The organism is Spiroplasma helicoides, assembly GCF_001715535.1.
GTDB lineage: Bacteria > Bacillota_I > Bacilli_A > Mycoplasmatales > Mycoplasmataceae > Spiroplasma_A > Spiroplasma_A helicoides.
Genome location: NZ_CP017015.1, coordinates 902,534 through 922,880, shown reverse-complemented (window position 1 = coordinate 922,880; position 20,347 = coordinate 902,534). Strand labels below are relative to the sequence as shown.

Annotated in this window: 18 protein-coding genes; 16 read left to right on the top strand and 2 right to left on the bottom strand. The window is 26.7% G+C overall.

Features of this window, described 5'->3' with window-relative positions; genetic code table 4:
* Positions 1–3 precede the first annotated feature (3 nt).
* From SHELI_RS04125 to SHELI_RS04115, 3 genes are all read left to right on the top strand, one after another.
* The gene (locus SHELI_RS04125) at positions 4–747 is read left to right on the top strand and encodes a hypothetical protein (RefSeq protein ID WP_157087589.1); all 744 of its coding nucleotides are present in this window, start codon (positions 4–6) and stop codon (positions 745–747) included.
* Between the two features lie 97 nt (positions 748–844).
* Positions 845–1,594 carry a CDP-diacylglycerol--glycerol-3-phosphate 3-phosphatidyltransferase gene (pgsA, locus tag SHELI_RS04120; RefSeq protein ID WP_069116932.1) on the top strand — a complete coding sequence of 250 codons (750 nt, stop codon included), beginning with the start codon at positions 845–847 and terminating at the stop codon, positions 1,592–1,594.
* Positions 1,587–2,387, top strand: a complete 801-nt coding sequence (locus tag SHELI_RS04115) for an SDR family NAD(P)-dependent oxidoreductase (protein ID WP_069116930.1) — start codon at positions 1,587–1,589, stop codon at positions 2,385–2,387. The genes pgsA and SHELI_RS04115 overlap by 8 nt, the downstream gene beginning before the upstream one ends.
* 21 nt (positions 2,388–2,408) lie before the next feature.
* On the opposite strand, the gene SHELI_RS04110 is transcribed toward SHELI_RS04115, so the two are convergent.
* Together SHELI_RS04110 and rpsD are read right to left on the bottom strand one after the other, a co-directional pair.
* Positions 2,409–2,972, bottom strand: a complete 564-nt coding sequence (locus SHELI_RS04110; RefSeq protein ID WP_084449261.1) for a DNA-3-methyladenine glycosylase I — start codon at positions 2,970–2,972, stop codon at positions 2,409–2,411.
* A 60-nt stretch (positions 2,973–3,032) separates the two neighbouring features.
* Positions 3,033–3,650 (bottom strand): 30S ribosomal protein S4, encoded by a 618-nt coding sequence (gene rpsD / locus SHELI_RS04105; RefSeq protein WP_069116928.1) that lies wholly within the window; start codon positions 3,648–3,650, stop codon positions 3,033–3,035.
* A gap of 277 nt (positions 3,651–3,927) precedes the next feature.
* Here rpsD and SHELI_RS04100 point away from each other — a divergent pair, with 277 nt between their 5' ends.
* The 13 genes from SHELI_RS04100 to SHELI_RS04040 all read left to right on the top strand — a co-directional run bounded on the left by SHELI_RS04100 (position 3,928) and on the right by SHELI_RS04040 (position 20,338).
* Entirely contained in the window at positions 3,928–5,682 is a 1,755-nt protein-coding gene (locus SHELI_RS04100) for a septation ring formation regulator EzrA (protein WP_069116926.1), read from the top strand.
* 7 nt (positions 5,683–5,689) lie between these two features.
* Positions 5,690–6,895: a tRNA uracil 4-sulfurtransferase ThiI gene (thiI, locus tag SHELI_RS04095; protein WP_069116924.1), complete on the top strand. Its 1,206-nt coding sequence runs from the start codon at positions 5,690–5,692 to the stop codon at positions 6,893–6,895.
* Positions 6,870–7,175: a hypothetical protein gene (locus tag SHELI_RS04090; protein WP_198146090.1), complete on the top strand. Its 306-nt coding sequence runs from the start codon at positions 6,870–6,872 to the stop codon at positions 7,173–7,175. The genes thiI and SHELI_RS04090 overlap by 26 nt, the downstream gene beginning before the upstream one ends.
* A gap of 15 nt (positions 7,176–7,190) precedes the next feature.
* Positions 7,191–7,616 (top strand): J domain-containing protein, encoded by a 426-nt coding sequence (locus SHELI_RS06245; protein WP_069116919.1) that lies wholly within the window; start codon positions 7,191–7,193, stop codon positions 7,614–7,616.
* Positions 7,617–7,680: 64 nt separating this feature from the next.
* Positions 7,681–10,662, top strand: coding sequence for a DNA polymerase III subunit alpha (gene dnaE / locus SHELI_RS04080; RefSeq protein ID WP_069116917.1), 2,982 nt, complete (start codon positions 7,681–7,683; stop codon positions 10,660–10,662).
* Between the two features lie 10 nt (positions 10,663–10,672).
* Positions 10,673–13,366, top strand: a complete 2,694-nt coding sequence (gene polA, locus SHELI_RS04075) for a DNA polymerase I (RefSeq protein ID WP_069116915.1) — start codon at positions 10,673–10,675, stop codon at positions 13,364–13,366.
* A 15-nt stretch (positions 13,367–13,381) separates the two neighbouring features.
* Complete coding sequence (gene mutM / locus SHELI_RS04070; protein ID WP_069116913.1) at positions 13,382–14,209, top strand: DNA-formamidopyrimidine glycosylase; 828 nt, start codon at positions 13,382–13,384, stop codon at positions 14,207–14,209.
* A 153-nt stretch (positions 14,210–14,362) separates the two neighbouring features.
* Positions 14,363–15,637 (top strand): DnaD domain protein, encoded by a 1,275-nt coding sequence (locus SHELI_RS04065; RefSeq protein WP_069116911.1) that lies wholly within the window; start codon positions 14,363–14,365, stop codon positions 15,635–15,637.
* A complete protein-coding gene (locus SHELI_RS04060; RefSeq protein WP_069116909.1) occupies positions 15,630–16,532 on the top strand; it encodes a DnaA ATPase domain-containing protein in 903 nt (300 codons plus the stop codon). Before SHELI_RS04065 ends, SHELI_RS04060 begins: the two co-directional genes overlap by 8 nt.
* Before the next feature lie 119 nt (positions 16,533–16,651).
* Positions 16,652–17,665, top strand: coding sequence for a type I glyceraldehyde-3-phosphate dehydrogenase (gene gap / locus SHELI_RS04055; RefSeq protein ID WP_069116907.1), 1,014 nt, complete (start codon positions 16,652–16,654; stop codon positions 17,663–17,665).
* Between the two features lie 60 nt (positions 17,666–17,725).
* Positions 17,726–18,238, top strand: a complete 513-nt coding sequence (locus tag SHELI_RS04050; protein WP_069116905.1) for a type II toxin-antitoxin system antitoxin SocA domain-containing protein — start codon at positions 17,726–17,728, stop codon at positions 18,236–18,238.
* A gap of 32 nt (positions 18,239–18,270) precedes the next feature.
* Positions 18,271–19,467, top strand: coding sequence for a phosphoglycerate kinase (locus SHELI_RS04045; protein WP_069116903.1), 1,197 nt, complete (start codon positions 18,271–18,273; stop codon positions 19,465–19,467).
* Positions 19,468–19,525: 58 nt separating this feature from the next.
* Positions 19,526–20,338, top strand: coding sequence for a hypothetical protein (locus SHELI_RS04040; RefSeq protein WP_069116899.1), 813 nt, complete (start codon positions 19,526–19,528; stop codon positions 20,336–20,338).
* Positions 20,339–20,347 lie beyond the last annotated feature (9 nt).

The following is a 20,347-nucleotide window of genomic DNA, read 5'->3' as shown; positions in this document are numbered from 1 at the left end:
GTTATGATTTTAGAGATTTTTAAAGGAACTTTTGAGGATATTATTAATTATTACAACAATGATTGTCTTTCAAAACAATCTATAAAAAATAATCAGGTTAAAATAAAATTTGATTATAAAGAACTATCTCAGGCAGATAAACCAAATGATTTAGAAAAAATTATAAACCAGGTTATCAAAGAAATATATCATTGAAGACAAGAAAATCAATCACAACTTTTAGATGAAAATTTTGATAGTAAAACTTTTGCCAAATTAGAAATGATTTTGTCTTCTGCTCAATTTGCATTAGAAAGCTTATTTGAATGCTATAAAAGCATAAATTACCTTACAAGAGAAGAAAATGGAAAAGTTGTTATTGATATAAACAATAAATTTGCAGTTAGAAAGATTTTATCTTTAGCTTCAAATATTTTGTCAAAATACGAACAATTACCATCTAGATTAAAAGGTAGTGAAGAATTAGCAAAAATTATTGAAACAATTAAAGATATTACAGGAACAGAAGATGTAAACATTATCTTTAGATTATCTTCAGAAATTTTATCAAAACATGGTAACCTTTTAAATTTGGATCACTTTATTAATTACGACGCTTTAGTTGATGAATATGGATGAGTTCATGATATTGTTAAATTATCAAGAGTTAATGCGGATATTTTAAATTTACTGATTAATATTGAGATTTATTTAAACATTTTAAATAATAATTTTTATAAAAGTAAAGGAATATCAGTTATGGAGTAAATAATTTTACTCTTTTTTTTTATTCCAAATTAGCACTGATAATTTGATTAAAAAAAAAATTAAGAATATAATAACAAGAGATTTAAAAGAGGTACATATGAATTTAGCAAATAAAATAACAATGATAAGAATAGTTTTAGTCCCAATAATAGTAGTTTTGATGCTATTATGCAATTTTGACAATACAGCACCAAACACATTTGGCGTATTAAATAACTTGGTGATTGATACTAAAATTTACAAATTGCCGATAGTTTATTTAGTTGCAGGAATATTATTTATAATATCTAGTTTTACAGATATGTTAGATGGTTATGTTGCAAGAAAGTATAAAATGGTAACAACTTTTGGAAAATTCTTTGATTCAATTGCAGACAAGTTATTAACTAATAGTATTTTGATAGTTTTTGCTGTAGTTGGAGCGATTCCTGTTTGAATGTGTGTAATTTTAATAGGAAGAGATTTTATGATAGATGTGGTTCGTCAAATATTAGCTTCATCCAAAGTTGTTATGGCAGCAAATCAGTTAGGAAGATATAGAGCAACTGCAGAAATGGCAGGTTTATCTATTTTATTTTTTGTAGGATATCGTTTTTTTGGTGGAGAAAGCTTTGGAACACAGCAATATGATGAATTTGGTTGAGTAAATCAAATTGTTATGATTCCAATGTATTTAACAACAATTTTATCAATAGCAGCAGCAATTAATTACATATATTTAAATAGAAAAGTTTTATTTAGTACAACTTTACAAAGTTCTAATTCTAGTGAAAAAAGAAGTGAAAATGAAAAAATAGTTAAAAAAGAACAAAAAACAAATGACAAGGGGAATGAAGTAGATGTCTAAAATAAAAGTTGTTGATGGTAGATATGCATTAGTAACTGGTGCCAGTAAAGGTCTGGGTTTTGCGTATTGTGAAGAATTGTTAAAGCTTGGCTATAACATTATTGGGGTGGCAAGAGACACTAAAACACTTGAAAGCTTAAAACAAAAATATCCAAATAGAGATATCCAACACTGAAATATGGACATGAGTGTTTTTGACAATAACCATAACTTATTTGAAAAAGCAAAAATGTATGATGTTGAAGTTTTAATAAATAATGCTGGTTATGGTGTTTGAGGTTATTTTGCGGAAAGTGAAATTGAAAGAGAAATGAACATGATTGATCTAAATATCAAATCTTTACATGTTCTAACTAAACTTTTTTTGAATAGATTTCAAGAACAAGGTTATGGAAGAATTCTAAATATTGGTTCAATGGCAGCATTTGTACCAGGTCCAGTATTTGCTTCTTATTATGCTTCTAAGGCATATGTTTGAAGTCTTGGTGTAGCTATAAATACAGAGTTAAAAAAAACTAAATCAAAAATAAGAGTGGTTACACTTTGTCCAGGACCTTTAAAAACAGATTTTTGAAACAGAAGTAGCAATCAATCAGATGCGCCTTATCATTCAAGTATTAAAGTTATGAAAACCTCAACTTATGCTAAGAAAAGTTTAAAAGCAGGGCTTAAAGCTAAAAAGAAAAATTTTATTATTAATGGAAGTTCAAATAAATTTGTTAAACGAATAACTTCAATGGTTCCATTATCTTGAACTCTAAATGCTGTTTACAATTATCAAAAAGAAAGATAGTAAAATTGCTCAACTAGTTTATTATTGACTGTTGAGTTTTTTTATGTAGCAATTCTTAGTGTGGTCGTTTACAACACCAATTGCTTGTAAAAAAGAATAAACAATTGTAGGACCTACAAATTTAAAACCTTTCTTTTTCAAATCATCAGAAATTGTTTTTGATAATTTAGTGCTACTTGGAACATTGCTAGCATATTCAAAATTATTAATTATAGGTTTGTTATTAACAAACTTTCATATATAGTTACTAAAACTTTTATAATCATGAATGATATCAATAAACTTTTTAGCATTTAGTATAATCAAATCAATTTTTAATCTGTTTCTAATTATATTCTTGTTATTCATCAACTCTTCTATTTTTGTATTATCATATGAAGAAACTTTTTTATAATCTCAATTTGAAAATGCATCTTTTATACTTGACCTTTTAGAAATTATTGTCGCTCAACTAAGTCCAGCTTGCATTATTTCTAACACTAAAAATTCAAACAGCACGTTGTCATCGTAAGAGGGAACTCCTCACTCATAATCATGATAATTTATCATATCTTGGCTACCATTTGCTCAACTACATCGATCCATAAACACCTCAATTTTCAATATTTTAGCAAAAAAAATCAAACTATAATAAGTTTGATTTTTTTATTTAATTAAACGGTTGTATCATTCAACAACTAAAGCATCGTTTATTTCTTGGTTTAGTTCATTTCTTTCTGGTAATCTAACGTATGTTCCTGAAAATGTTTTTTTATCGAATTTTACAAAGTCAACTGTTCTTTCAGCTGAAGCAATTGCCTCTATTACCTTGTCATTTTTATGCATTTTGTCTTTTAATGCTATTGTTTCTCCAGGTTTAACGCTATATGATGGAATATCCAATTTTTTACCATTAACCAATATATGACCGTGTGATACTAATTGTCTTGCTCCTTGTCTTGTTGCAGCAAGTCCCATTCTATAAACAACATTATCTAATCTTGATTCAAGTAATTGTAAGAAGATTGTCCCTGTAATTCCTGTTGTTTTTTTAGCTTTAGCATAAGTATTTCTAAATTGTCTTTCAGTTAACCCATACATAAATTTAACTTTTTGTTTTTCTTGCATTTGTTGTCCATAACCAGACAATTTTGTTCTTCTAGCACCATGTTGACCAGGCGCAGTAGTTCTTTTCTTTCCTTTACTGAATTCTTTTCCAGTTTCAAGAATTGAAAATCCATAACGACGTGATTTTTTAAACGTAGATCCTGTATATCTTGACATTAATTTTCTCCTTTATTTTTGAATTATTATTATGTGGAAAATCTTAAAAACGGATAAGCCCTAATAAAGGAAGTCTATGTTTCGCCCTCCATCTGCAGGGGTTACTTAAAATTTTTTAAATTCATAGACTAATTTTTTTATTATGCTTATTTGCAGATTAACCAAAAATAATTATATATGTTTTTTATGATTTTTTATATAAAAACTTGCTTTTTTTTGCAAAATGATAAAGTTTCTATTATGCTATAATTAATATGATTTATAGGGGTATGGCTTAATGATTTTTGCTTGAAATATTAATACTTTATTTACAAATCCAATATCTGCTACATTTTTTGCAGTATTTTTAGTTTTTTTTATTATTTCAATCATCTTGCTAATAGTTTTAGCCATAAATAGTAAGTTATTACAAACTATCGCCAAATCAATAGATATGATTGAAACTTTAAGAAAATCACCTTTAAAAGGGGTTATCAAAAGAATAGCAGCAATAAATGAAGGAAATGATACATTTAAAGTCGAGTTTAGTATTTGAAGAACAAAATATGAAATAATATATGAAAAAAAATTAATAAATTATATATCTATATTGGCAGGTCTGTTAGATGACAAAAAAAACCTTAAACCTAAATTTTCAAATATAAAAAAATTTCAGCACCTATATACAGATTTAGAAGAATTACATAGTGTCGTGCACAATTTATATACTGAAATATTCAATGATATTGAGATAGAGTATGTACAAAGAGACTACATAACTTATGAAAAAGAGCTTTTTTCAAGATTAAAAGATGAAGTTACAATGTTAACTTTTAACTATAATGATTTAGATCAAGAGAAATTAAAAGAACTGATTGATAGAATTGAAGGTTTTTTTGAAGAGTTCTATTTATTGTTAGATGATGGAAAATTCAAAAAAAGTTGAGAACATCTAACAAATATTCATGGTTCTTTAAAATTCTTAATTGAACTTCTTGATGCTATTCCAGAAGTTTACTCAATGAATACAGTCACAATACCAGAAAAATTATTGGAGTTAAAAAATAAATATGTCACTTTTGGAACCTCAAGTAAGTCTCGAATTACAAGAGATGCTCAAAAGTATAAAGCATTAGAGTTAGAAATTGATAATTTGAGAATAAAAATAAAAAATGAAATCATTAATTTACAATATAAAAAAGCCAATAAAACTATTGAGAAATTGTTTGAAAAAATTGAAGACTTTAAAATTGAGGTTGAACATAGTGACTTGTTAAAGATTTATTTTGAAAACAACATAGAAGACATAAGAAAAAGCTTTGATATGGTTCAAAAAGGGTCACTTGAAATGGAAAAAGCATTTAACCATTATGAATCACCCACAAAACTGCTAAGTAAAGATAGAATCGGTTTTGAAGAAGCAAGATTAGGTTTTATTAGAACTAAAGAACAATTTGATCTATTAGTAGCAAATATTGATATCAATGATTCTAATGGTAAAGATTTTGACTTATTAAAAATAAAAGACGATTTACTAAAAATAATGAATAATGTTTTAAATGATATCTCTAAATTAGAAAAATCAGCTAAAGTAATCAACTCAAAATCAGTAAATCTTGAAAACTTTTCTAATAAAGTTCTTCAACTACAAAGTTTTTTAAGTCAAGCTGAAATTAAAATTGATCAATATAAGTCAATTGTTGAGTTAAAAGATCGTTTTTTAGGTACAATCATTGAGGAACAAAAATCATTAGATGAGTTTGCTCGATCAATTAGCATGATAAAAACAATTGAACAAAAAGAAAAAGCAAAGCAACAATTAGACCAATTGACTTATCAAGTATTTAATGTGATTAATGAATTAAATGACGCAATTTTTTTAGATTATATTTCTCAAGAAATAATAGTTTATCTAGAAAGATATATTGAAAAGTATCCTCAAATTCAGGATGTTATTTTACAATGTGAACACCTTTTCCAACAAAGACAGTTAGAACAAGTGGTAAACGTTGCAATAAGAGCATTAACAAATATAAAAGTTGCAAGAAAATAGGTGTAAAATGAAAAATATCTTAGTGAGATATGGAGAATTAACTTTAAAGGGAAATAATAGAAATATATTTATTAATAAATTAATTCAAAACATAAAATTTAAATTAAAAAAACATAAAGAACAAGTAATTTATAAAAAAGATCACAAAAGTTTAACTTTACAAGTAAAAGATGAATTAGTCGATGAAGTTACAAAAGTTTTGACTAATATTTTTGGTATTTATTCTATTTCGCTAGTTGATATAGTTGAAAAAAAAGAAGATTTAATTTTACAAAAAACATTAGAAATTGCACAGTCTTTAAAAGAACATACTTTTAAAGTGGAAGTAGAAAGAAAAGACAAGGGATTTCCAATGAGATCGATTGATCTTAAAACAAGTATTGCAGGAAATATTTTAAGAAACACAAATACATTAAAAGTAGATGTTCATAATCCACAAAATAAAATAACTGTAATTATAAAAGCTGACGGAGTTTATATTTTTACATCAAAAATAAACGCAGCAAAAGGATTACCCGTTGGAGTTAGTGGTAAAGCAATTTCATTGTTAAGTGGTGGTATTGATTCTCCTGTGGCAAGCTACTTGACTCTAAAAAGAGGAATGCAAGTGGACTTTTTACATTTTATGACTCCACCACACACTTCACCCGAAGCTTTAGACAAAGTATTTAAATTAGCATTGCAGCTTGAAAAGTTCAATCAGTCTAATTTTAGTTTGTATGTTTGTGATTTTTCAATGATTTTAAGAGAACTTATGCACATAAAAGAAGAGACATATAGAATAACCATAATGCGTAGAATTTTTATAAGAATTGCAAACAAATTGGCTGAACAAAATAATGCTAAAGCTATAATAACTGGTGAAAATTTAGGACAAGTTGCTTCGCAAACAATTGAATCAATTAATGTTATAAATGAAACTTCTAATTTAGCAATTTTGAGACCTTTAATAACATATGATAAAGAAGAAATAGTTAATATTTCTAAAAAAATTGGCACTTATGAAATATCTGTATTGCCATTTGATGATGTTTGTTCTTTATACGTACCAAAAAATCCCGTTACTAAGCCAAGAGCATATATTGCAAAAGACCAAGAAAAAAATCTACTTCTTGACGAAATGATAGAGTATACTTTAAATAGTATGACAAAGCAATTTGTTTTTAGGGATGGTGAGTTGATTGAAAGTGAAAGAAAAAAAGAAGAAAATTAAAGGTGAAAACAAGTTTGGAGTTTTCAATGGTATTGTTATAAACAGTGAAACACTTGGAAATGAACAAGAGTTTAAAATTGAAGAATATAAAGATGATTCACTTACCATAACAGAACTAAAAACCGATGACTCTCAAACTGATGCCAATGTTATTGTTAGTGAAAAACAAATTAAACCTAAAAGAAAAATTAATTTAATTATTTATAAAATAATTGCTTCATTAGTAATTTTATTAATTATAATAAGTATAATAGTATATTTGATACTAAAATTGAAATAAGAAAGTTTGAGAACAATGGAAGACATATTAAGAATAATATTTAGGATATTGTATTATATATTTATTTGAATTTTTATTGATTTTATTTTTGGTATGATTTTTGGTGGAAATCGAAGATCAAATAGAAAAAGACAAGAACAAGATGATTACTACAATCAAAGTAGTTCAAATAATTCAAATAATGCCAATTATAATCAAAGTGGCCAAAACGAGTGATATAACAATCAAGAACAATTTACATCTGTCGATCCATTGTTAGAGCATTACAAAACACTTGGTTTAACTGAAAAGGCAACCGATGATGAAATTAAGAAAAAGTATAGAATGCTTGCTAAAAAATATCACCCAGATAAAAACTCTGGAAGTAAAGCACAAGAAGAAATGGCAAAAATAAACAATGCATACGATGCAATAATGGCAAGCCGTAAAATTAAACACTAAAACAACAAGCCCGAATAGGGTTTGTTGTTGTTTTTTGTGTAAAATATTAAAAAGGGGTGTTGTTATGATTTATACAAGTTTAGTAAATGTGAAGTCTTGCTATAATTTTTTAAATTCAACAATCAAACCTCAAGATTACATAGATTTTTTAAAACTAAATAATTTAAAGGTTGGTTTTTACTCAGATAAAAATACAATGTATGGGGCTGCTGAATTTGAAAAATTAGCAAACTTAAATAATATAAAGCCAGTCATTGGAGTGTCTTTAGATTTCCAATTTGGTAGCATAATATTTTATGCAAAAAATAATGAAGGTTACAAAATGGTTAGTTATGTGTCTTCTTTTGTGTCTAACAAGGATTCTTTTAATGAAGAAGAAGTTAAAAGTGAAATTTTTAGGCAAAACTTAGAAAATGTTATTGTTATTTATGTGCCTAATTTAATAGCAGAAGAAACAATTTTTAATCAAATAGCTAACCTAACTAAAAATAATTTTTATATAGGCATTACAAAACAAAATTTTGATAAATATAATAAATTAGATAATGCCATATTTGCTGACTCTATTCACTATTTATTGGAAGAAGAATATTTGGAGTATAAAGTTTTGATATCTATTAAGGACGCAAGATTAATTAATGAGATTGACGATTTAGAAAAGGCTTTTTATTTAAATGTAGAACAGATAAAAATGTATATTGATATTGATAAACACATTAAAAACATGGAAATGTTAGTTTCTCAAGTAGAAGATGAAGTTATTAATAATAATCAGATACATTTTTTAAAATATCCAAACTCAAAAGAAGTACCATCAGACAATTACATAGAATCAGTTTGTTATGAAAAACTTGAATTTGAAAAACTAAATAATGAAGAATACAAAACAAGACTTAACTATGAGTTAGAAGTAATTAAAAAGATGGGTTTTTCTGATTATTTTTTAATAGTTGGTGATATGGTTCAATTTGCTAAAAGCAAAGGTATTTTAGTTGGTCCAGGAAGAGGTTCTGCTGCAGGTAGTTTAGTATCATATCTTTTGGGTATTACTGCGCTTGATCCAATTCAGTGAGGTTTATTATTTGAACGTTTTTTAAATATTGATAGGGTAACATTACCAGATATTGATATTGATTTTCAAGATAACAGAAGAGATGAAATATTAGAATATTTATTTGATAAATACGGTAAAAATCATTTTGCTACAATAACCACTTTTCAAACTATAGGTATTAAAAATGCATTAAGGGATTGTGGAAGAGTTTTTGATATAGCTATTGAAGAAGTTAATCAAATGACTAAGTTTGTATCAGATAAAAATGTTTTGGATTTAGATAAAGCAATCAAGGACTCAAAAACATTGCAAAAATACAAAGAAAAATATCCACAAATTTTTGAAGTAGCTAGCAAAATAATAGGATTACCAAGACAAACAGGAACTCATGCAGCAGGAGTTGTTTTTTGCGACGTTGATTTATGAGATGTAGTACCAACTAAAATCGGAATTAGCGGTATATTACAAACACAATATTCAATGAATTATTTAGAAAATATAGGACTTATCAAAACAGACATACTAGGGCTAAGGAATTTATCAATAATTGATGAGGTTATAAAATATATCAAAATTTCAAGAAAATCAAGTATTTCTTTAGATGATATAAGTTTAAAAGACCCTAAAACTTTTGAATTACTTAGAAGCGGAGAAACTAGTGGTATATTTCAACTTGAATCAACAGGTATGACAGATGTATTGATTAAAATGAATACAAACTCTGTTGAAGATATTGCTGTTACAAGTTCATTGTTTAGACCAGGACCACAAGAAAATATCCCTGAATATATTAAAAGAAAAAACTCAAAAGCAAAAAAATATGCAATAGATGAAAATCTAAAAGATATTTTAGACTCAACTTATGGCATAATAGTTTATCAAGAGCAAGTTATGGAAGTATTGAAAAAAATTGCAAATTTTAGTCTTGGTAAAGCTGATATTGTAAGAAGAGCCATGGGTAAAAAAGATGCTAAATTGATGGATCAGTTCAAAATTGAGTTTATAGAAAATGCACAAAAAAATAATTATACACAATCAAAAGCAGAAGAATTATGACACTATATTGAAAGATTTGCTGAATATGGGTTTAATAAATCGCATGCAATAGCATATTCATTAATAAGTTATTGAATGGCCTACCTTAAAACTCATTATATGCCTGAATTTTATTGTTCTTTATTAAATGGAGTTTTAAGAAATGAAGCAAGAACATCAAAATATTTATCTGAACTAAAAAAATATGGATTTAAAATAAATGGTCCAAGCATTAAAAATCCAAATAGCATTTACTATTTTTCAAATAACATGGTAAACATTCCATTAAATGTAGTAAAAGGGATTGGACCTGAATTTTTAAAGACCATTAAGCAGATTTATAAAGAAGATAAACAAGCTTTTGAGTCAATATTAGGAACTATCTCAAAACTTATGGGAAAAAGTCTAAGTGAATCTAGATATACAGCATTAGTATCTGTTGGTGCTTTTGATTGCTTTGGTTATTCAAGAAAAGTTCTTTTAGAATACAAAGAAGAAGTTTTAAATTTAGCAAACATTTATGATAAAGTTCATTATGATAAAATAGAATTGGATTTACCCACAGAAAAAGATAAACCAGAAGATTTAGCTAGGTATGAAAAAGAATATTTAGGGTTTTATGTTAGTGCACATCCTTTGTCAATTTTAAGACAAAAAATAGTTGGAAATGAAAATCTATATCATATATCTAATTTGACACAGCCAGACCAAGTGGTAGATATCTTTGTATCCATTGAAAATATAACCACAAAAACAGATAAAAACGGAGGAAAAATGTGTTTTTTAACCGTTGGGGATGAAACTGGTGAAATAGATGTTACGATCTTTTCTTCGGTTTATGAAAAACTGAAGATTGACTTAAGTATTGCGCAAAATATAATTATTAAAATCAAAACTCAGTTGTTCAATAATAAATTGAATGCTTTACTTGTAGAGTTTAAAAAAGTTATTAGTTAGGAAATAAAAAATGAAAAAAAATATTTTACTTGTCGATGGTAATGCTTTAATATTTAGAGCTTTTTATAGTTCTTATGGTAGAGCCACTTTAACAACAAAAGAAGGTATCCCTACAAATGCAGCATACTCATTTATTAACATGCTTTTAAATATTGTTCAAAAAAATGATTATTATGATATTAAAGTAGCATTTGATAAAGGTAAAAAAACTTTTAGACATGATAAGTTAGAAAGTTATAAAGCTGGTAGAAAAAAAACACCTCCAGAACTAGTATCTCAGTTTCCAATAGTTAGAGAATTTTTGACAGAAGCTAAAATTGATTGATATGAGTTAGATGATTATGAAGCTGATGACATTATTGGATCAATTGCACATATTCTTAATAATGATAGTGAGTATTATGTGGAAATATTAACAAGTGATCAAGATATGTATCAACTAATTTCAAATAATGTCGTTGTTATTTCACCACAAACCGGAACAAGCGATTTGGTTGTATATGATAAACATAGACTTTATGAAAAATGAGGAATTTCACCAGAACAAGTTATTGATTATAAAGGTTTACGTGGAGATAGTTCAGATAATATAAAAGGAGTTGCTGGAATTGGAGAAAAGACCGCCAAAGAACTACTTCAAGAGTATAAAACTTTGGATGAAATATATAAAAATATAGATTCTATAAAAGGGGCAAAACAGCAAAAACTAATTGATGGAAAAGAAGATGCTTTTTTATCTAGAGAAATAGCAACAATTTATAAAGATATAAAAAACTTGGACTTTACTTTTAAAAAAGTAGAAATCGATTTTTCTAATTTAAAAAGCTTTTTTGCAAAATATGAAATGAGTTCTCTAATAAAAAGGTTTGGAGTAACAAATGAACAAGAACCCCAAAAAATTGTAAATTTTATTAAGACTAATAGTTGAAAAAATGAATACAATGCAAAGAAAAATTTTATATATTTAGAAACTCTTAATGATAACTATCATAACCCTGATATTATAGGTTTGGGTATAGTTAATGATACTGGGAACTATTTTTACACTTTTGATAGTAATGAACAAAGAGACATTTTTAATTGACAAGAAAAAAGTATCGATGATACATTACAAAAGTTTTTAAATGAAAAATCATTTTATACATATGATATAAAAAAAATTATTTATGTATTAGAAACTTTAGGTTATCAAATAAATTACAACAATTTTAAATATGACTTTATGATTGCAACATATGTATTAAATTCAAATGTTAAGTCCAATTTTGAGTCTCAAATAAATTCTATCGATTCAACAATTGAAATTAAAACTTTTGAAGAAGTTTTTGGTAAAGGTGTTAAAAAAACTAAAAGTTTGGAAGACAATGTTATTGCTGATTACTTAATAAGTAGAGCAAGTCTAATTAAAAATACGTTTGAAGCAATAATAAATAAATTAAAAGATAATAATCAGTTTGAGCTTTATAAAAAAATTGAATTGCCTTTTTGTTTTGTTCTGTTGGATATGGAAAAAGAAGGTGTTTTAATTGATAAAAAAGAATTAGAAATACAAACTGAATATATTTTAGGATTACTTAATGATATAGAACAAAAAGCTCAAAATCTATTAAAACAAAATGACATTGAACCTATTAACTTTGCTAGCCCAAAGCAACTAAAAGAATTACTTTACCAAAAGTTAAAATTGCCAGATAGAGCAAAAGGCAGCACAGATAAAGAAGCTTTAGACAATTTGGTGGGTGAACATGAAATAATTGATTATATCTTGGCAATTAGAAAATATTCAAAACTATACAGCACTTATCTTAAAGGTTTTGAAAAGTTTATTTATGCAGATAATAAAGTTCATACAATTTATAATCAAACACTTACAAATACAGGAAGACTAAGTTCAACAGATCCTAATTTACAAAATATCTCTGTAAGGGATGATGAACAAAGAAATGTAAGAAAAATTTTTATATGTAATGATGGATATAGTTACATAAGTTTTGATTATTCACAAATAGAACTAAGAGTTTTAGCAGACTTGGCAGATGAAAAAGAGCTTATAAGTGCATACAAAAACAATCTTGACATTCATGAAATTGCTGCTAGAAATATTTTTGGTGTTAAAAATGAAGATGGTGTAACAAGTGATCAAAGAAGGATAGCAAAAGTATTTAACTTTGGTATTTTGTACGGTCTTACCAAGTTTGGTTTATCTAAGGATTTAAAAATAACACAAAAAGAAGCTGAACAATATATCATTACTTACAATAAAACATTTCCAGAAATCGAAAACTATAAAAAAGAAATTTTAAAAGTTGGTGAAGAGTTAGGTTATGTTGAAACGGCAGCAAATAGACGAAGATATATTTATGAGTTACAAAGTAGTAATTATATGGTTAGAGAATTCGGTAAGAGAGCTGCTATAAATGCACCAATACAAGGTACTGCTGCAGATATTTTAAAGATAGCTATGAATAACATCTATAAAGAATTAGTGTCTCTTAAATTGGAAACAAAAATAGTTGCACAAATTCATGATGAAGTTATTTTATTAGTTAAAGACAGTGAAATTACACAAATAGAAACTGTAGTTGAAAAAATTATGAAAAATGCATATGTAGATTTATTAGCAATTGTAAACAAAAATAGAGAACCCAAAGTTCCCTTGGAAGTCAATAAAGCAATTGGTAAAACTTGATATGACTTGAAATAGTAATTAGGAGGATTTATGCCAGAACTACCAGAAGTTGAGACGGTTGTTAGAACTTTACGTAAAAAAGTTGTTGGTCTCAAAATAATAGAAGCTCAGATATTGTACCCAAAAATAATTAAATCAGATATAAGTGTTGATGATTTTGAAGAAGACCTTAAAAATAGAACAATTGAAAAAATATCACGAATAGCAAAACACATAATTTTTCATTTAGGTGATGTTGTTCTTATTAGTCATCTAAGAATGGAAGGTAAATGATTTATTTATGATAAAAATGATAGCTTTGATAAAAAACACATATTAGCGATTTTCAAACTTTCAAATGAAAAATTAATGTGTTATCAAGATACAAGAAAGTTTGGAACCTTTCATTATCAAGGTGTCAATGAGTACTTAAATTTGAACCCAATTGCAAAAATTGGTCTTGAACCATTAGATATGGCTGTACAAGGAAAATATTTATATGACTTGATGGCTAAATCAAGTAAATATATTAAAACTATTCTATTAGATCAAACTTTGATTTCAGGGATTGGTAACATTTATGCAGATGAAATACTTTTTGACGCATCTATTAGCCCCCTGAATAAAGGAAATGATTTAAATGTAGAAATGTACCAAAGAATAGCAGATTCCTCAAGAAAAATTCTTAAAAAGTCAATTGATATGGGCGGAACAACCATTGACTCTTATCAACCAGAGCAAGGAATTGATGGGAAATTTCAAAATGAGCTGAAAGTTCACACAAGAAAAAATGAGCCATGTTATAAATGTGGTCAAAAAGTTATTAAAATCAAACTAAATGGTAGAGGAACATACTATTGTGAAAAGTGTCAAAGTTAATTAATATGTGAATAACTCAAAAAAAACCTTTATTTAAGGGGTTTTTTTCACTTTTTTATTAACATTTAACTTTATCTTTATTAAACTTTATTAAATTTATATGTTTTTTTTTATTTTTAAATAATATTAGTAATGTATAGGGAGAGCAAACATATGAGAAATTATATTTACAAAGTAGTTTTGAAAAACAGAGTTGATCTTTTAGACGATAAGGTGCTTTCCTATTTGTATCAACCAATAATAGGGCTAAAAAGCATTGCTTTATATAAAATGCTTATTTTTGAAGCAGAAATAATCAAAGATTACAAAAAAAACTTTGTTTTTGATGAAAACAGACTTATATCAATGTCTTTTACTAAATCTGATAATTTAACAAGACAAATAAAAAGATTAGAAGCAATGGGTCTAGTTGAAACATTAGAAAATAAATCAAAAAACTCAGTTATATTTAATATTTATGCACCATTAGAACCAATAGATTATTTCAACAATAAGCTTTTTAATTCAGCATTAATAGACAAAATTGGTGATACAAATTATGAATTAGCAAGAAATATCTTTAAAGATGAAACAGATTTACCAAGTGATAGTGGTTATCAAAATACATCATCTAAGTTTTTAGAAGTATTTGAAGAATTTAACCATAAATTAAACAGCGAAATTTGTTCTAATATAAAACCAAAACCAAAAAAATCAAACCCGTTATTAAAGGGTTTGAATTTTAATGAAATAGTTAAAAAATTAGCAGAAAAAAGTGTTTTTATCCCTAAGGATAACAAAAGACTAAAACAAATAATTGAAGAGGTTTACATATCTTATAAAATATCAATTGAAACTATTATTGAAAATTTAGTTAAAGCTTATGATTTTGAAGAAGTAGATTTAGATATTAATAAGTTTTATGTATCAATTTCATCAAAATACTTTAGTAGAGATGAAGATCAAAAACAGCATGAACTATTTGATCCAGAATTAAATAAACAAAATAAAACAAATGCAAAAATTGAAGAAATGGAAACTATCGATCCAGTTCAATTTTTAGAACTATTAATGAATGTTCAAAGATTAGATTTGAAGGAACTAGAAGTTATAAGAACATTAGGAAGAGAATATAAATTACGTGATGGAGTAATTAACTGTTTATTAGAGTTTTCATATTTAAAAAATGAAGGAACAATAGTTGCCAATTATTTGTTTAAAATTGCAAAAACTTTAAACGAAAGAAATATTAGTAATGCAAAAGAAGCTATGGAGTATTTAAAACTTGCTCATAAAAAAGCTGTAAAACCTAAAAATATAACTAATTTCATACAACAAATTCCAGCTTCAACTGTAGTAGAAAATGAAGAAAGCTCAAAATCATATATTATTGAAGTAGATGATAATGCAAAATTTGATCCAAAATTATGAGGTGATATGAATGGATAAAGATATTGAAGCCTTGAAAAAAAATAAAAGTTTACAATTTTTTATAAAAGAGATGAAAGTTTCAGACGAAATCATAAAAAGAGACTATTTAACTTTAGAAAAATTTGTGAATCAAGCAGTTGTTTGTAATAAAAATGAGGGTATGGATAAGTGCAAGCAACAATTGAAAGGTATTCAGCAAAAACTAGCTTTTCAAAATAATCAATTTTATATAAAAAGCCAAAGATGTAATCATTGGCTTTTTGAGAATAAAAATCATCAAATATTAGAAAACATAAAATATGCTGATTATGATTTAAATGAAAATTTAAACACTTTACATGAATATGTAGTATCAAACAATGAAAGCATTTCTGGATCACAAATGTCTGTATTGTATAAACTAAAAGATATAGTAGAATCTGAAAAATATATGAAAGGCTTATATTTATTTGGAAATTGTGGTGTTGGAAAAACATATTTATTAAAAATGGTAGCAAATAGTTTTGCTAAAAAAAATAAACAAGTTGTTTTTGTTACAGTTAACAGACTTATAAAAATAGTTAAAGATACATTTAACAGCTCAGAAAGAGATGACTATAATAAGTTTTTGGATTTGTGTTACAAAGTTGATGTATTAGTTTTGGATGATATTGGTGGAGAAATTACTACTGGTTCAAGCTGAAGTAGGGATGAGTTATTATTTGGTCTTTTAAACAGCCGTTTAGAAAATAAAAAAACTACATTTTTTACATCAAATTTTAACTTAGTGGAGTTAGAAAAACTTTACTTATCTAAAAAAAATTTAACAAAAGAGGAAACTGCATTTGAGGCCAAAAAAGTTCATAGGTTTATTGAAAGAATTAAGGGACTTACTCAGCAAATGGAACTTAAAGGAGTTAATAAAAGATATTAGTGGAAATAATTCCATTAATATCTTTTTGTTTTAGAAAAAATAGAAAAAAAAATAGCACTTGTTTTATCAACTAAAAATCAATAGTACTATAATTAAGGTGTGAAAGGAAACGTCAAAATATGAAAAAAATCGCAATTAACGGATTTGGAAGAATAGGACGTCTAGCATTTAGACAATTATTCTTAGATAAAAATATTGATGTCGTTGCAATTAACGACTTAACAAGTGCAAAAACTTTAGCATACCTTTTAGAATATGATTCAGCTCACGGAACTTTTATGAAAGGTAAAATTTCAGCAAAAGATGGAGCAATTATAGTAGATGGTAAAGAAATTAAAATTCTAGCAGAAAAAGATGCTACTAAATTACCATGAGGATCAATGGGAATTGATTTAGTTGTAGAATGTACAGGATTCTATGCATCAAAAGAAAAATCACAAGCTCACTTAGATGCAGGTGCTAAAAAAGTTATTATTTCAGCTCCAGCAACTGGAGATTTAAAAACAATAGTTTATGGAGTTAACCACAAAAGCTTGACAGCAGCTGACACAATTGTTTCAGCAGCTTCATGTACAACAAACTGTTTATCACCAATGGCAAAAGTTATTGATGAAAAATTTGGAATTGTTAAAGGTTTAATGACAACAGTTCACTCTGTAACTAATGACCAAAGATTATTAGATTTACCACATGATGATTTACGTAGAGGACGTGCAGCAGCATGAAATATCTTACCTACAAAAACAGGAGCTGCAGCAGCGGTTGGTAAAGTATTACCAAACTTGAATGGTAAATTAGACGGGTTAGCATTACGTGTTCCAACTATTACTGGATCAATCGTTGACTTAACTGTTGAATTATCAAAAAATGCTACTGTAGAAGAATTAAATAAATCAATCGAAGATGCAGTTAAACAAGATAAAGAACTAGGAGAAGCAATGGAATATTGTACAGACCCAATTGTTTCTGCAGACGTTATCTCTTCAACATACGGATCAATTTTCGATGCAACTCTAACAAGAGTTATGGAAGTTGATGGAAAACAAATGATTAAATTGTTCTCATGATATGACAATGAAAACTCATTTACATCACAATTTATCCGTACAATCAGACACATGTTAAGTTTATAATTATTGACTTTATGTCATAAAACATATTTTCTTTACGATTATATTTGTAGAGGTGAAAATATGTTTTTTTATTCAAAAACAGAGTATGTAAATTTGATTTTAAATTTTATTGCTAAAATCAAAAACTCCAAAAATATCAAAGTCACACAAATACAAATACAAAAAATTATATATATTATATATGCTTATTTTCTTCTTTTTAAAAAGCCAATAGCAAAAATTGATTTTGAAACTTGAAAATGAGGTCCAGTGATTTATGAGTTGTGAAAAGAGCAAACAAAATATAAAGATAAGAACATTCCACTCTCATACGATGATGTTTTGGATAAAAAAACAGTTTTTCATAAACAAGATTATGAAATTATAAATAAAATTATTGAGTTTATGTTGTCTTTGAGCTCCTGGGATGTTGTTGAAATTTGTCATTCACAAACACCTTGAAAAAAGTTATATAGACCAAGCAAAAATATTAAAATTAAAGATGAAGATATTTTTAAATTTCACAATGAAAATAAAGATAATTTCTTTTGTTACTTAGATTTTATTGTTAATTGTGAAAATCAAAAAAAATAATTTAAAATAATAGAGAATAAGGAGAAAATTGTATGAAAAAAACTTTAAAAGACGTTCAAGTAGCTAATAAAACAGTATTAGTTAGAGTAGATTTTAACGTACCAATCAAAGATGGTGTTATCACTGATGACAACCGTATTAAAGCAGCATTACCAACTATTAAACATTTAGTTGATCAAGGTTCAAAAGTGGTTTTATTTTCACACTTAAGTAGAATTAAGGAAGAAGCTGACAAAGCTAAAAAATCACTAGCACCAGTTGCAAAAAGATTAGAAGAACTTGCAGGACAATCAATTAAATTTGTTGCTCAAACAAGAGGAGCTGAATTGGAGGATGCAATTAAATCATTAAAATCTGGAGAAATATTATTATTTGAAAACACTAGATTTGAAGATGTAAAAGATGGTGAAGTAGTTAAATATGAATCAAAAAACAATGCAGATTTAGGAAAATATTGAGCTAGTCTTGGTGAAGTTTTTGTAAATGATGCATTTGGTACAGCTCACCGTGCTCATGCTTCAAATGTTGGAATAGCATCAAACATTAAAGAAAGTTGTGTAGGATTTTTAGTTCAAAAAGAATTAGAAATGTTAGCAAAAGGAGTTGATGCTCCTGAACATCCATTTGTAGCAATTATTGGTGGAGCTAAAGTTTCAGATAAAATTGGAGTTATTGATCACTTACTAGATAAAGCAGACAAAATCATTATTGGTGGGGGAATGGCTTATACATTCTTCAAAGCACAAGGTCATAGTATAGGTAAATCACTATGTGAAGAAGATAAACTAGATCTTGCAAAACAATATTTAGAAAAATCAAATGGGAAAATTGTTTTACCAATAGATTCTGCAAACGCACCTGAATTTAAAGATGTTGAGCCAACATTCTCAGGAGTTGATTTACCAGATGACGTAATGGGACTTGACATTGGACCAAAATCTATTGAACTATTTAAAGAAACATTAAAAGGGGCAAAAACAGTTGCTTGAAATGGACCTATGGGAGTTTTTGAATTTGAGAACTTCAAAAAAGGTACAGTAGCAGTTTGTGAAGCAATTGCAAACTTAGATGGAGCATTCACTTTAATCGGTGGGGGAGACTCAGCAGCAGCAGCAATTCAAAACGGATTTGCAACTAAATTTACTCATATTTCAACAGGTGGTGGAGCATCATTAGAATATATGGAAGGTAAAACTTTACCAGGTGTTGAAGCAATTCAAAACGCATAATTATTTTAAAAATGTACATAAGTGTACATTTTTTCTTTATACTTAATATGGTGATTAAATGGCTAGAAAACAAAGAATTATAGATAATACTAATTGAATTACAAACTTTTTTGTAGTCGATGAATATTTATATCTTACTGATGCCAAAATGGGTGAAAATGAATGTAATCTTTACAGAATTAAAATGGATGTTTTTGTAGAAAATCTAAAAAATAAAAGTGATATTAATAGAGCTTTTTTAGCTAATCCATTAACAGAGAAAAGCAACAGCGCTTTATTGAGTTCTCAAAGTGAAGTGGAGTTTTTGTACAAAGAAGATAATTATATTCAAAATTACTTTAAATTTCAAAATCAACTTTATATTAGTTATTTGATTGACAATAAAGTTTTTACTAAAAGAGTTGGTGATAGTCAATATAAAGAATTACAAATTTTAGTCGGTGATGAGGATATGGACTATTTAATAGGAATTTCTGATAGTTTTTTGGTTCAAATAGACAAAGATTTGAATATAACAAAAAATACTCAAATACACGCTTCTACGTGCGTTATATTTAAAGATAAACTTGCTGTTTTAAATTATGAAAATAAGATTACTCTATTAAATGACAGGTTTGAACTGCTTAAAAACATTGATTCTTCAAGTGACTTTAAAAGTATTTTCTTTTTAAATGCAAATAACTTATTGGTGAGCAATAAAGATAAAAATTTTACTTATGCAGTAAATATAAATGATGAAGTTAAAATTGATTTTATTAAAGATTACATATTTAGAGCAAAATTAATTAACCAAGATACATTAATAGTGAAAACCTTGTTTAATATAGACAAAAAACCTACTATAAATGGACCAATAAAAATAATTATATAGATAAAAAAA